We start from the raw sequence: 13,079 nt of genomic DNA, 5'->3' as shown, positions 1-13,079 counted from the left end.
GGACAATCAGATGGGTTCCATTACACTGAAAAACGTCCGCAAGGCCTTTGGCGAAGTCGAGGTTATTCCGGGTGTCGATTTGACCATCGAGGACGGCGAATTCGTGGTCTTTGTCGGTCCATCGGGCTGCGGGAAATCCACGCTTCTGCGCCTGATCGCAGGGCTTGAGGACGTGACATCTGGCGGCATCAGTATCGACGGCAAGGATGTCACCGATGCGGGCCCGGCCCAGCGTGGTCTGGCGATGGTGTTTCAATCCTATGCGCTTTATCCGCATATGTCGGTTCGCAAGAACATCGCTTTCCCGCTGAAAATGGCCAAGATGTCCGAGGCCGAGCAGGAAAAACGCGTCAGCCATGCCGCCAAGATCCTGAACCTTGACAGCTATCTGGACCGAAAGCCCGGACAGCTGTCGGGCGGTCAGCGTCAGCGCGTGGCGATTGGTCGCGCCATCGTGCGCGAGCCTTCGGCCTTTCTGTTCGACGAACCGCTGTCGAACCTTGACGCAGCCCTTCGGGTGAACATGCGGGTCGAAATTTCGGAACTGCATAACAGCCTGAAAACCACGATGATCTACGTCACCCACGACCAGGTCGAGGCGATGACCATGGCCGACAAGATCGTCGTGCTGCGGGCTGGCCGGGTTGAACAGGTCGGTTCGCCGCTGGAACTTTACAGCCGTCCCGCGAACAGGTTCGTCGGCGGTTTCATCGGTAGCCCGAACATGAACTTCATCGAAGGTGAGGATGCCGCCCGCCATGGTGCCCATACCATCGGTATCCGTCCCAAACACTGGAAGCTGTCGCAGGCTGAAGGAGAGTTCCCGGGCACCGTGGGCGTGGCCGAACATCTTGGCTCGGACACCTTCCTGCATATCGATCTGGACAATGGCGCCCATATCATCGCCCGCGCGGCGGGCGAATTTCCGGTTCACCACGGCGACCGCATTTTCCTGACCCCGCAGGAAGGCCGCATCTACAAGTTCGGTCAGGATGGGCTTGCCCTATGAGGTTGCAGGGTAAAACCGCGCTGATTACCGGCGCTGCCCGTGGCATCGGTCGCGCCTTTGCCGAGGCGTATATTCGCGAAGGCGCCACGGTTGCGATTGCCGACATCAATGGTGATGGCGTGCGCGCCACCGCCGCCGAAATCGGTGCCGTTCCCATCGTCATGGACGTGACGGATCAGGCAAGCATTGATGCAGGTGTGGCCGAAGCTGCTGCCCGGATGGGCGGCATCGACATCCTGATCAATAACGCCGCGCTGTTCGACCTTGCCCCCATCGTTGACATCACGCGCGACAGTTATGACCGGCTTTTCGCGATCAATGTCAGTGGCACGCTGTTCACGATGCAGGCCGTGGCGCGGCACATGATCGACACCGGACGCAAGGGCAAGATCATCAACATGGCCTCGCAAGCCGGCAGACGGGGCGAGGCGCTGGTTGCCGTTTACTGCGCGACCAAGGCCGCCGTCATCAGCCTGACCCAATCGGCCGGGTTGAACCTGATCGCCCAGGGCATCAACGTCAACGCCATTGCCCCCGGCGTGGTGGATGGCGATCACTGGGACGGCGTCGATGCCAAATTCGCCGCCTATGAGAACAAACCCCGTGGCCAGAAGAAGAAAGAGGTCGGCGAAGCCGTCCCCTATGGCCGCATGGGCACCGCAGAAGATTTGACCGGCATGGCGATTTTCCTTGCCACGCCCGAAGCCGATTACATCGTCGCCCAATGTTTCAATGTGGACGGCGGCAACTGGATGAGCTGATCATGGCAACCAAACTGAACAACGACAACCTGTCCTCGCTTGGCGTTCCGGTGCCAAATTACGACCGCACGCAGTTGAAGGGCGGGATCGTTCATTTTGGTCTGGGTAATTTCCATCGCGCCCATCAGGCGGTGTATCTGGACCGGCTGATGAACACCGGCAAAGGCTTGGATTATGCGATTGTCGGTGCAGGGGTCATGCCGTCCGACGCCCGGATGCGCGACGCGCTTGCCGCGCAGGATTTCCTGTTTTCGGTTGTCGAACAGACGGCCGAAGCCTCGGACCCGCGGATTGTTGGCGCGACGGTGGACTATCTGCCGCCCGCAGATGCAGCGGCGATCATCGCCAAGCTGGCCGATCCTGAAACAAAGATCGCCAGTCTGACCATTACCGAGGGCGGCTATTTCATCGATGCCGCAACCGGGCATTTCAACCCCCGCCATCCCGCGATTGTGGCGGATGGTGCGAACCCTGACCAGCCCAGAACGGTCTTTGGGATGCTGGTCGCGGGTCTGAAGGCGCGGCGCGATGCGGGGCTGCAGCCGTTTACCGTTATGTGTTGTGACAACATCCCACATAATGGCGTCGTCACCCAGGAAGCCGTCGTCGAAACCGCGCGCCTGTCCGACCCTGAGCTGGCCGAATGGATCAAGTCCAGCGTGGCCTTTCCGAACGGGATGGTTGACCGGATCACCCCCGCAACCAGCGACCGCGAACGCGCCATGATTCGCGACGATTTCGGCATTGACGACGATTGCCCGGTATTCTGCGAGGATTTCATTCAATGGGTGCTGGAAGACAACTTCCCCGCAGGTCGCCCCGCGCTGGAAGATGTCGGCGTTGAGTTTGTCGACGACGTGACCCCGTGGGAGCTCATGAAAATCCGCATCCTGAATGGCGGGCATGCGGTCATCGCCTATCCTGCCGGTCTGATGGATATTCATTTCGTGCACGAAGCGATGGAAGATGATCTGGTCCGGGGCTTTCTTGAGAAGGTCGAAACGGATGAGATCATTCCCGCCGTTCCCCCCGTGCCGAATACCGACCTGCAAGCCTATTTCCGGAAGGTCAAGGAACGCTGCGCCAATCCCAAGATCGGTGATACCATCCGCAGATTGTGTCTGGACGGATCCAACCGGCAGCCGAAATTCATCGTGCCCACCATTGCGGATCGTCTGCAAGCGGGCAAATCGGTCGAGGGGCTTGCGTTGGAAAGCGCACTTTGGTGCCGCTATTGCGCGGGAACCACCGATTCCGGCGCGGTGATCGAACCGAATGACCCGAATTGGGACCATTTGACCGCCGTTGCCATGCAGGCCAAGGACAATCCTGCCGCATGGCTGGCAATGGCCGAGATTTATGGTGACACCGGCAAGAACCCTGCCTTTGCGGGCGCCTTTTCACGCTGGCTGAACATGCTGTGGGACAAGGGCACCAAGGCGACGCTGCAAACCTATATCGGCGGATGACCTATGCGCTGATCTTCGACTGCGACGGTGTGCTTGTGGACAGCGAGCCGCTGTCGATTGCCGAACTGGGCGATACCCTGCGGGCAGCGGGGGCGGTGATTACGAATGATGAGATGTTCGCCCGCATGATCGGGCGTTCTGTCGCCTCGATCGTCGACATCGTCCGGCAGGAACAGGGCGTCGACGCAACGCCGCTGCTGCCGGATTATCGGCGCCGTCTGGCGCAGCGATTTCAGCAGGAACTGTATCCTATTCCCGGGATCGCGCACGCCTTGTTGGAATTACAAAGCCTGCCCAAGGCGGTTGCTTCGTCGTCCACCCCGGCAAGGATTGCGCAATCGCTGGAACTGACTGGGCTGGCGGGGTTCTTTGGCACAAGGGTGTATTCCGCCGTTCAGGTTCAGAACGGCAAACCCGCACCTGATTTGTTCCTGCTGGCTGCAAGGGAGCTTGCGGTTCCGCCTGAAAACTGCATCGTCATTGAAGATAGCGGTGCGGGCGTTCGTGCGGCCAAGGCGGCGGGAATGTATTGTATCGGGCTGTTGGGCGGCTCACACGCGCAGGCTTCTGGATTGGCGCAAAAGCTGCCTCAATCGGGCGCCGATGCCATTGCCCAGCGGGCGGATCAGTTGCCTGCTCTCGTGCGTGAGCGCATCAGCGCGCCATTGGCGAAGTAAAGAGGCTGCAGATGTATCTTGGCATTGATCTGGGCACTTCCGGGGTCAAAGTTCTGTTGATGGACGAGGGGCAGAATGTCCTTGGATCCGCCACATCGGGGCTAAGCGTGTCGCGTCCGCAATCCGGATGGGCCGAACAGAACCCCGCCGACTGGATCAGCGCGACCGAAGCGGCAATGGCTGAGCTGATATCGAAACATGACTTGTCGGGCGTCAAAGGGATCGGCCTGTCAGGGCAGATGCACGGTGCGGTCACGCTTGACGCCGACGGTCAGGTAATCCGGCCGGCGATCTTGTGGAATGATGGAAGATCACAGCAGCAGGCGTCCAAACTGGATGCTGATCCGCAATTTCGTGACGTTTCGGGCAATATCGTTTTTCCCGGCTTTACCGCACCCAAGCTGGTCTGGATGGCCGAAAATGAACCGGCCGAGTTTGCCAGAATTGCCAAGGTTCTGTTGCCCAAGGATTATTTGCGCCTTTGGCTGACTGGCGAATATGTCGCAGAAATGTCAGATGCCGCCGGAACAAGTTGGCTGGATACGGGTGCCCGCCGCTGGTCCCAGGATTTGCTTGCCGCTTCGGGAATGCGATTGGACCAGATGCCCGATCTGATCGAAGGAAATGCCCCGTCGGGCGGCATTCGTGCCGATTTGGCGCAGGCATGGGGGATGACGCCAGGGACGATTGTGGCCGGAGGGGCCGGCGACAACGCCGCCACTGCAGTTGGTGCGGGGACGGTGGCCGAAGGGCAGGGGTTCGTGTCCCTTGGAACCTCGGGCGTGCTGTTTGCCGCAACCGAACGTTATTTGCCGCGCCCGGAAAGTGCCGTCCACGCCTTTTGTCACGCCTTGCCGGGGATGTGGCATCAGATGGGGGTGATCCTGTCGGCGTCAGCCGCGATGGAGTGGTTGTCGGGGATCACAGGCCGGAAACCCGCCGACCTGACGGCGGAACTGGGCACGGCTTTGAAAGCCCCCGGTGAGGTCACGTTCCTGCCCTATCTTTCGGGGGAACGGACGCCGCATAACGACGTCGCCCTGCGCGCAAGTTTTGACGGGTTATCGGCGCGGACAGACCGGGCGGCGTTGACGCAGGCCGTGCTGGAGGGGGTGGCCTTTGCCTTTGCCGATAACCTTGCGGTGCTGCGCCAGGCCGGGTCCAACCCGCAGGCGCTTGTCGTGCTGGGCGGTGGTGCGCGGTCCGAGTTCTGGGTGCAATCCATCGCGACCGCGCTTGGCCTTCCGATCCTGATCCCCGAAAGCGGCGACTATGGCGCGGCTTTTGGCGCCGCACGTCTGGGGATGATGGCCGCAACCGGGGCATCCGTGGCCGAGACCTGCACCTCGCCCCGGATCGCAGCTGTCATCGAACCGAATAGGGCTCTGGCGGCGGCCTATTCGGATCGGCTGAACAAGTTCCGCGATCTTTACGCCAGATCTGCGGGGTGACGGGCACCTCAGTCGCGCCCCAGCATGTAAAATTCGTCATTCGGCCTCATGCCGGTGACATTTGCCATCCGGTTCGACATCCCGAAAAAAGCCGAAATGGCGGCGATGTCCCAGATATCGTCATCGGTGAAACCATGTTGTTTCAGGGTCGCGAAGTCCGAATTTTCGACTGCATGGGCCTGCTGGGATACTTTCATCGCGAAATCCAGCATGATGCGCTGGCGTGGCGTAATATCCGCCTTGCGATAATTGACGGCAACCTGATCGGCCAGCAACGGAGCCTTGGCCCTGATTCGCAGGATCGCCCCGTGGGCCACAACGCAATATTGGCACTGATTTGCCGCGCTGGTCGTGACGACAATCATCTCTCGTTCAGCTTTGGTCAGGTTGCCGGGCTTGTCCATCAGCGCATCATGATAGGCAAAGAAGGCGCGGAATTCATCGGGGCGATGGGCCAGAACCAGAAAGACATTCGGCACGAAGCCCGACTTTTCCTGCACAGCCTGGATGCGTTCGGCAATATCGGGTGGCAGGTCCGCAATCGATGGCACGGGGAACTGGCTGATTGGATGTTGGGACATGGGACGTTCTTTCGGGGAAAGTGGCGTTTGCACGGATCGTTACCTGGATAGTGACCCCTTCGAAGCGGACTGACAACGCTTGCGACCAGTCCTGCAATGCTGCCATCGTGACCAAAACACGGAGGCGGAAGATGACAAAGAATATCCTGTGTTATGGCGATTCCCTGACATGGGGATGGATTCCTGTGGTCGCAGGCTCACCCACCTATCGCTATCCTCATGAGCAGCGTTGGACAGGGGTGATGGCGCAAGAGCTGGGCGAGGGGTATCATATCATCGAAGAGGGGCTAAGCGCCCGCACGACCAGCGTCGATGATCCCAACGATCCGCGTCTGAACGGGGCCAATCATCTGCCGATGCTGCTGGCAAGCCATCTGCCGCTGGATCTGGTGATACTCATGCTGGGCACGAATGACACGAAATCCTATTTCAATCGCTCACCATATGAGATCGCCAATGGCATGGCGAAATTGGTCGGGCAGGTTCTGACCAGCGCCTATGGGGTGGGAACGCCCTATCCTGCGCCGAAGGTTCTGGTTGTCGCGCCACCACCGCTGGCCCGGATGCCGCACCCCTGGTTTCAGGGCATGTTCGACGGCGGGCATGCCAAGTCCCAGCAATTGGCCGGGCTATATGCCGCGCTGGCTGATTTCATGAAGGTGGATTTTCTGAATGCTGGCGATCACCTGACCACGGATGGTGTGGATGGCCTGCACTTCACGGCCGAAAACAATGCGGCTTTGGGACGGGCAATCGCCGCAAAGGTCGGCGGAATATTGACCTGATTGAAAAGGAAACGGGCCGACAAACAATCGGCCCGTTTTGACGAATTGGCAAAAATGCTCAGCCAAGCGCCTTGGCGATCGCGCCCCACAACTGGTTTACCGCCAGCGCCGCAAAGGCCAGCGTACAAAGCGCCATCAGCAGGTTGGTGATCGCGCCGTTCCGCCATTCGCGCGGGGTGCGATCCGTATTCAGAATCCACAGCAGCGTGATCGCCATAAAGGGCATGAACAACGCGCCCAATACGCCATAGGCAAGGATCAGATAGACCGGCTGACCCAGAAACAGCATGATCATTGGCGGGAACGTCAACCACAGGACATAGGCTTTGTAATAGACGCCACTGGCTCCACGGTCTGGATCACCATGTGGCAGGCCACGAATTTCGCCTACAAAGTCAGCGAACATCAGGCTGACGCCGTTCCAGACACCGATCAGCGAACTCATCGAGGCGGCCCAGAAGCCGACAAGGAAGATGACGGCCATAAATTTGCCGTAACGCTCACCCAGAACATTGGCCAGATCGACCATGCCCTGATCGCCACTGCCGATTGCAATGCCTGCCGAATACAGCAACTCGGCCCCCACGATCAGCGTCGCGACAACGAAAATGCCGGTGATGATATAGGCGACAAGGTTGTCCAGCCGCATCACGCGCATGTAGCGTGGCGTGTCCCAACCTTTTTCACGCAGCCAATAACCATAGGCGGCCAGGGTGATCGTGCCGCCAACACCTCCCGCAAGCTCAGGACGTTGATCATCGCACCTTCGGGAATACGCGGAATCAGGCCATTCAGGATTTCGCCCAGATTGGGCAGGGTAAATGCCGCCGCGATGATCACCGTGACAAACATCAATACGACGAAGAAAGTGACGACCTTTTCGAACAGATCATACCGTCCGCTCCACACCAGCGCGAGGCCCAGCAGGCCCGAAATGATGCCCCAGACCGCAACACTAAGGAATGGAAACAGCGAATAAAGCGCAAGCCCGGTTCCGGCCATCGCTGCCGCGCCATAAACGAAGCCCCAAATGACGATATAGGGACCGAAATAGACCGAGGTCCATTTGCCCAGGCTGGCCCAGCCTTCAAAGATCGTATTGCCCGTCGCAAGTGAATAGCGCCCGGCACCCTCGACCAGAACGACCTTCATGATGCAGCCAACGATGACCGACCACAGCAGAAGATAACCATATTTGCTGCCTGCAACGGTTGTCGCGATCAGATCGGCGGCGCCGACGCCGGTGGCGGCCACGACAAGTCCGGGGCCGACAAGGCTCCATTTAGGCTCGGCCTCTTGTGAGGGGGGTCGGTCAGTCATGCTCCCGTCCTTTATATTGTGATTATCTTTGCCCAATGCGGCTTGCGCCACATTCTCCTATGCCAGTGATACGATCATGCGGCGGGCGTGGCGAGATCTTGCCGCGCTGAAAATTGCGATGATAGCGCAAATAATCGCTGATCTTTCAGGATCGGGTCTGTCTTGATGACATTATCAGCAGGCCGATCTGACCAAAATCAGGATGTCGCAGCCTGCTTGTTTATCTTTTTGCGGCCTTTTTGCCACGGCGCCCCATATTGCAGCCAAATTGCAGACAGCCACCACAGCGTCAGGATGGCCCATCCGTCCACCAGCAGTCGGCGCCAGATCGGCTGATCCGCCGGGTTCATCTGGAACGCATCACCGATCACCGACAGCAGAACGCACATGATGAAAGCCCACAGGCCACCCTTGCCGATTTCCTGCAGGGCAACACCCGGGCGCGTTGCGGCCAACCACTCCGTCGGGCGGGCCAGCGGCACGGCGACAAGCCAGGCTGCGGCCATGATCGCCAGATAGCGGGTGCCATCAAGGCTCCACTTGTCGATGCTGCCGTAAACCAGCTTCAGCGCATTTCGAACAGGCAGGGCGGCGTCACCGAAATCCAATGCAATCAGGATGGCCGCGCCGAACAGAAACATACCCGTCGCCAGAACCGTCAACAGCGTTCTGTAGGGCATCAGGACCGGCATGAACCTGTGCCGGAACAGGCCCATGGCGATACCGGAATAAAACAGCAACTGCCAGCCGAACGGATTGAATAGCAGCCCACCGTCACGATGGTTGGGGATCAACCCGTTCAGTGTTGGCGCGAACCACCACAAGACCAGCGAGCCAGCGGCAAAGCTGAATGGATACCGCTGGAACAGCGGCACCAATAGCGGGGCCGATGCAATCAGGATGACATAAACCGCCAGCACATCCAGCAGGTTCGGTTGCAGCCACATCGTTGCCAGCACGCCAATATAACCCAACGGGTTCTCCAGCACCCAGATGGAATACTGTCCCCAGACTGCCGTGTGTTCCAGCCCGGCATATTTCAACCCGGCTGAGACAAGGGCCATCACGACCCCGCCGATAATCAAGGCCCGCCAAACTTCGAACGCGCGGCGGGCGAAACGCCACTGCGCTGTGCGCACGCCTTGCTTTTCCTCGACACTCAACCAGACCATGCCGACCAGAAATCCCGACAGCAGCACAAAAAGTTCGGCCGCGTCAAAAACCGAGAAATTGGCCAATGTGAATTTGCGCAGCGGCGATACCGGCATGTGGTCAATCATGATGCAGACCAGCGCATAGCCGCGCAGCATATCAAGTGCGATAAGACGTTTCATTGCGGTAGGGCGCTCCACTGCGTCAGCAAGGGCGCATTGGCAACCAGCACGTCCGTTTCCTCGCGCGTCAGAAAGGAGAGCGCCTCTGACTGGGTGGCTGCGTTGGCTATTTTGGCTTGGGCGGTGATTTGCGGCAGTCGTTGCGCCGCAGGCAGGTCGCCGACGGGCTGTAGCATCGAGATATGACGTGCCAGTAATTCTCGGTCTTTGCCAAGCTTCAGAATGACGGACCGGTCCGTGATCGGTCGTGGCAGATTACGTGCGGCGGCAAGGGCGGCAGTCAGGATCGCCGGCGGATCGCGTTCTTCGGGTGTCACCAACAATCCGCGCATCCGCGCCCAACGACCGAAAACCGGGCTGGCTGAATAGCGGGAAGTTACCGGCGACAGGATCAGACCGGCAAGGATCGGCGACAGCCAGACCAATTGCCAGGGCGAAAACCTGGCCAGAACAACCAGCGTGACAACCCCGACAAGGACGTGAATCCAATGCCTGCGCAGCACAACGCCCCAATCCGGCATCGAACCTGCACGCACCTGTGCCTGCCAGCCGCTGTCGCGGCCCCGCAAAATTTCATAGATTTGCCGCGTCTGGATCAGCATTTGCACCGGGGCAATCAGGGCCGACAGCAGGTTCTCGAAGATCGCGCTGGCAAAAATGCGGACCGGGCCGCCCGAATTGCGCGCCAAGGGGCGCAGCCACGCACGAAATGTCGCGATCATCTTGGGCAGCAACAGAAACGACATCGCTGCCACGAACAGCCAGAACATGCGCCGGGCATCAAAGACCGGCCAGTCGGGGAAAAGCTGATAGGCGGTCGGGAAATATTCCGGCGTGGACAGCAGCACCGTAAAGGACAGGATCAGACCCACCATCAGCAGCGTCAGCCAGATCGGACTCATCAAAAAGCCCAGCATCCCGATGATGAAATGCGCAAAACTGATCGGGCGCAGACCGCGCATGGACAGCAGTCGCGAATGTTGGAGATTGCCCTGTGCCCAGCGGCGTTCGCGCGCCGCCATGTCCAGCAGCGTGGGCGGAGAGCCTTCGTAACTGCCGCGCAGATCGTGATCCAGCCGCACCTTCCAGCCCGAACGGCAAAGGGCAGCGGCCTCGACGAAATCGTGGCTTAGAATGGTGCCGCCGAACGGTGGTTTGCCCGGCAGACGGGGCAGGCCACAAGCCTCGGCAAAGGCTTTCATCCGGATGATCGCGTTATGGCCCCAATAGTTGCCGGTATTGCCCGACCATGCGGCCACGGCGCGGGCAATCATCGGGCCATAGACCCGGCCCGCGAACTGGATCTGCCGGGCAAAGATCGTCTCGCCGCCGACAAGGATCGGCATGGTCTGGATCAGCCCGATCTCCGGGTCGCCATTCATCCGTGCCGACAGTTCCCGGATCGTCTTGCCGGTCAGGATACTGTCGGCGTCCAGCACAACCATCTGATCATAGCGGCCGCCCCAACGGCGGACGAATTCGGCCAAATTGCCGGATTTTCGATCCTCATTGGTCATGCGCCTGCGATACCAGATCGGCACGGGAGAGGTTTCGCGCGCCTTGGCAATGGTCAGCGTTTCGTTCACCGCCATCACCGGATCGCGGCTGTCCGACAGCACAAAAATCTCGGTTCGATCAGCCATTCCTTCGCGATCCAGCTCTTGCGCAAGCGCGGATAGCAGGCCGATGCTTTCCGACGTATCCTCGTGATAGACGGGCATCACGACGACAACGCGGGCCGTGTTGGGACCATCGGGTGTGCGCAAACGCGGGGCGAACAGACCTGCCAGAACCGAACAGAACGAAAATCCGACCCAGGCAAAGGTCGGCACGAACAGGACCAGCAGTGCCCATTGCATGGGCGTCGGACGGTCACCGAAAGTTTGCAGCATTTGCGAAAAGCCGATTGCTGCGATTGCCGCAGCGCCGCCAAAGGCAACCAGTCGCGCCAGCCAGACCATCGGCCCGTTGGCACGCTTTTTATGGCGGATCGACGGCTGGCGGCCAAAATCCTGCGTTGGCATGTCCAACGGTGCTTCGGGCGGAACGGCGTCCATCGCCTGATCGGCAATCACGCTTTCTTTTGAATTGATCTCCGTCATACGGTCCAACGCGCCAGCCAGGTCTCGCTAAGTGCAAGACCATCGCTATCGGTCAGAACCGCCTGCAAATCAGCCAAAGTCGCATCGCCCGGTTCAAATTCAAAGGCCAGACGCAGAACGCCCTGATCAGGGAGAGGTTTCAGATAAGCATGAACGATATTGCCGGCCGAGGTTGTAACCTTGGATTGCGGCAATTCATTCGTAAACAGCGCAAGGTCGAAATCGACGATGACACTGCGGGTCGTTTCGACATTGATCGAACGGCCGGAACGAACCTGTCTGACTTTGGCCAAGGGCACGTCATTCGGGGGCAGCGGTGCGAATGAAAGCCGGTAGCGGTATTCGTGCCGCTCATCCCGTGCCATGGGTTTTTTGGGCAACCAATAGCTGACGATATTGTCGTTAAACTCATTCTCGACCGGGATTTCGATCAGGCGAACCTCGCCTTCGCCCCAATCCCCCTCGGGCTGAATCCAGACTGAGGGCCGCAGATTGTACATTGCCTCGGCATCTTCGTATTCGGCGAAGTTCCGGTTGCGCTGGATCAGGCCAAAGCCACGCGGACTATTGTCCACGAAGGAAGATATCTGCAGATTCTTGTGCGACCCAAGCGTGCGCCACAGGGCCTGACCGGCGCCCGTGTGCATTTGCAGGCCGTCACTGTCATGAACGGCGGGACGATAATCATCGACCACGCGGCGGCTGGCGGGGCTGAACCAGAACATCGATGTCAGTGGCGCAATGCCGGTGTTTTGCAATTCCACCCGCGGGAACAGTGCGACACGGGTGCGTACCATGGTCACCGCACCCGGATTGATATCGAATTGATAGGCCGCGGATACGGATTTGCTGTCCAGCAACGCATGGATGCGCACCCATTCCGAAGCGGGATCAGGCTGATGTATCCAGAAATCGGTGAAAAGCGGAAACTCCTCGCCATCTGGGCTGCCGGTCTTGATCGCCAGACCGCGTGCCGACAGACCATAGATCGTGCCGCGCGCGACGGCGCGGTAATAGGTCGCGCCTTGGAAGACCAGGAATTCGTCCATCACGCCCGGACGGTTCAGAACCGTGCGCAGGCGGAAACCGGACCAGCCCATTTCACCAACGGTTTCGGTATCCGCACCTTCTGGGAATTGCGACGGATCGAATTCCAGCAATTTGGGGTCAAAGACCAGTTTATGGGGCACACCATCACGGACGATGCTGATATTGACCGGTTCATAGAAAATCGCGCCCGGTGGCAGCAGGTCCATGCTGAACCGGCCCGAACCGCCCAGCGGATCAGCGTCGCGACGGAAGCGGATTCCCCGATATTGATCATAGTTCAGATCTGCAAAGCTGCCGACCTGTTCGGCGACGGGCTGTTTATATACGCCCCGTGCACGCTCAGCGGCCAAGGCTGCGACTTCTTCGAAGCCGAAGACGGTGGTGGCAGCAGCAGGCGGGTTGTCAGCTTCGGCGTTATCCGCCTCGGACTGCGCCTGAACCTGGGGTTCAGACTGGGCCTGAACCTTGGTGGCTGCAAATGTGCCACCTGCGGCAATCGCGGTGGCTGCATTGAGGAACTGACGACGCTTCATATCTGGG

The 13,079-nt window shown here is 59.5% G+C and carries 12 protein-coding genes; 6 read left to right on the top strand and 6 right to left on the bottom strand.

Features of this window, described 5'->3' with window-relative positions; translation table 11 throughout:
• Positions 1–10: 10 nt before the first annotated feature.
• Genes H4P12_RS11445 through xylB form a run of 5 tightly spaced genes read left to right on the top strand, consistent with a single transcriptional unit; the run spans position 11 to position 5,367 of the window.
• Positions 11–1,009 carry an ABC transporter ATP-binding protein gene (locus H4P12_RS11445; protein WP_187793795.1) on the top strand — a complete coding sequence of 333 codons (999 nt, stop codon included), beginning with the start codon at positions 11–13 and terminating at the stop codon, positions 1,007–1,009.
• Positions 1,006–1,770 (top strand): L-iditol 2-dehydrogenase, encoded by a 765-nt coding sequence (locus H4P12_RS11440; protein ID WP_187793794.1) that lies wholly within the window; start codon positions 1,006–1,008, stop codon positions 1,768–1,770. Before H4P12_RS11445 ends, H4P12_RS11440 begins: the two co-directional genes overlap by 4 nt.
• 2 nt (positions 1,771–1,772) lie before the next feature.
• Positions 1,773–3,239, top strand: a complete 1,467-nt coding sequence (locus H4P12_RS11435; protein WP_187793793.1) for a mannitol dehydrogenase family protein — start codon at positions 1,773–1,775, stop codon at positions 3,237–3,239.
• The gene (locus H4P12_RS11430) at positions 3,236–3,916 is read left to right on the top strand and encodes an HAD family hydrolase (protein WP_187793792.1); all 681 of its coding nucleotides are present in this window, start codon (positions 3,236–3,238) and stop codon (positions 3,914–3,916) included. The genes H4P12_RS11435 and H4P12_RS11430 overlap by 4 nt, the downstream gene beginning before the upstream one ends.
• 11 nt (positions 3,917–3,927) lie before the next feature.
• Entirely contained in the window at positions 3,928–5,367 is a 1,440-nt protein-coding gene (gene xylB / locus H4P12_RS11425) for a xylulokinase (protein WP_187793791.1), read from the top strand.
• Positions 5,368–5,375: 8 nt separating this feature from the next.
• Here the strand turns inward: xylB and H4P12_RS11420 are convergent, their stop codons facing one another.
• The gene (locus H4P12_RS11420) at positions 5,376–5,948 is read right to left on the bottom strand and encodes a peroxidase-related enzyme (protein WP_187793790.1); all 573 of its coding nucleotides are present in this window, start codon (positions 5,946–5,948) and stop codon (positions 5,376–5,378) included.
• Between the two features lie 131 nt (positions 5,949–6,079).
• On the opposite strand from H4P12_RS11420, the gene H4P12_RS11415 reads away from it, so the two are divergent.
• Entirely contained in the window at positions 6,080–6,733 is a 654-nt protein-coding gene (locus tag H4P12_RS11415) for an SGNH/GDSL hydrolase family protein (RefSeq protein WP_187793789.1), read from the top strand.
• Positions 6,734–6,791: 58 nt separating this feature from the next.
• Here the strand turns inward: H4P12_RS11415 and H4P12_RS19050 are convergent, their stop codons facing one another.
• The 5 genes from H4P12_RS19050 to H4P12_RS11395 all read right to left on the bottom strand — a co-directional run bounded on the left by H4P12_RS19050 (position 6,792) and on the right by H4P12_RS11395 (position 13,072).
• Entirely contained in the window at positions 6,792–7,391 is a 600-nt protein-coding gene (locus tag H4P12_RS19050; RefSeq protein ID WP_281390447.1) for an Nramp family divalent metal transporter, read from the bottom strand.
• Entirely contained in the window at positions 7,382–8,053 is a 672-nt protein-coding gene (locus H4P12_RS19045) for an Nramp family divalent metal transporter (protein WP_281390446.1), read from the bottom strand. Before H4P12_RS19045 ends, H4P12_RS19050 begins: the two co-directional genes overlap by 10 nt.
• 197 nt (positions 8,054–8,250) lie before the next feature.
• Complete coding sequence (opgC, locus tag H4P12_RS11405) at positions 8,251–9,387, bottom strand: OpgC domain-containing protein (RefSeq protein ID WP_187793788.1); 1,137 nt, start codon at positions 9,385–9,387, stop codon at positions 8,251–8,253.
• Positions 9,384–11,489: a glucans biosynthesis glucosyltransferase MdoH gene (gene mdoH / locus H4P12_RS11400; RefSeq protein ID WP_187793787.1), complete on the bottom strand. Its 2,106-nt coding sequence runs from the start codon at positions 11,487–11,489 to the stop codon at positions 9,384–9,386. Before mdoH ends, opgC begins: the two co-directional genes overlap by 4 nt.
• Entirely contained in the window at positions 11,486–13,072 is a 1,587-nt protein-coding gene (locus tag H4P12_RS11395; protein WP_187793786.1) for an OpgD/OpgG family glucan biosynthesis protein, read from the bottom strand. Before H4P12_RS11395 ends, mdoH begins: the two co-directional genes overlap by 4 nt.
• Positions 13,073–13,079 lie beyond the last annotated feature (7 nt).

This window comes from Paracoccus amoyensis, assembly GCF_014490725.1.
GTDB lineage: Bacteria > Pseudomonadota > Alphaproteobacteria > Rhodobacterales > Rhodobacteraceae > Paracoccus > Paracoccus amoyensis.
This window is presented reverse-complemented; position numbering and strand designations above follow the sequence as displayed.

Bases quoted from the DNA above. Each gene is read 5' to 3' on its own strand.
- H4P12_RS11445 (WP_187793795.1), top strand. From the start codon at position 11: ATGGGTTCCATTACACTGAAAAACGTCCGCAAGGCCTTTGGCGAAGTC.
- H4P12_RS11440 (WP_187793794.1), top strand. From the start codon at position 1,006: ATGAGGTTGCAGGGTAAAACCGCGCTGATTACCGGCGCTGCCCGTGGC.
- H4P12_RS11435 (WP_187793793.1), top strand. From the start codon at position 1,773: ATGGCAACCAAACTGAACAACGACAACCTGTCCTCGCTTGGCGTTCCG.
- H4P12_RS11430 (WP_187793792.1), top strand. From the start codon at position 3,236: ATGACCTATGCGCTGATCTTCGACTGCGACGGTGTGCTTGTGGACAGC.
- xylB (WP_187793791.1), top strand. From the start codon at position 3,928: ATGTATCTTGGCATTGATCTGGGCACTTCCGGGGTCAAAGTTCTGTTG.
- H4P12_RS11420 (WP_187793790.1), bottom strand. From the start codon at position 5,948: ATGTCCCAACATCCAATCAGCCAGTTCCCCGTGCCATCGATTGCGGAC.
- H4P12_RS11415 (WP_187793789.1), top strand. From the start codon at position 6,080: ATGACAAAGAATATCCTGTGTTATGGCGATTCCCTGACATGGGGATGG.
- H4P12_RS19050 (WP_281390447.1), bottom strand. From the start codon at position 7,391: ATGCGCGTGATGCGGCTGGACAACCTTGTCGCCTATATCATCACCGGC.
- H4P12_RS19045 (WP_281390446.1), bottom strand. From the start codon at position 8,053: ATGACTGACCGACCCCCCTCACAAGAGGCCGAGCCTAAATGGAGCCTT.
- opgC (WP_187793788.1), bottom strand. From the start codon at position 9,387: ATGAAACGTCTTATCGCACTTGATATGCTGCGCGGCTATGCGCTGGTC.
- mdoH (WP_187793787.1), bottom strand. From the start codon at position 11,489: ATGACGGAGATCAATTCAAAAGAAAGCGTGATTGCCGATCAGGCGATG.
- H4P12_RS11395 (WP_187793786.1), bottom strand. From the start codon at position 13,072: ATGAAGCGTCGTCAGTTCCTCAATGCAGCCACCGCGATTGCCGCAGGT.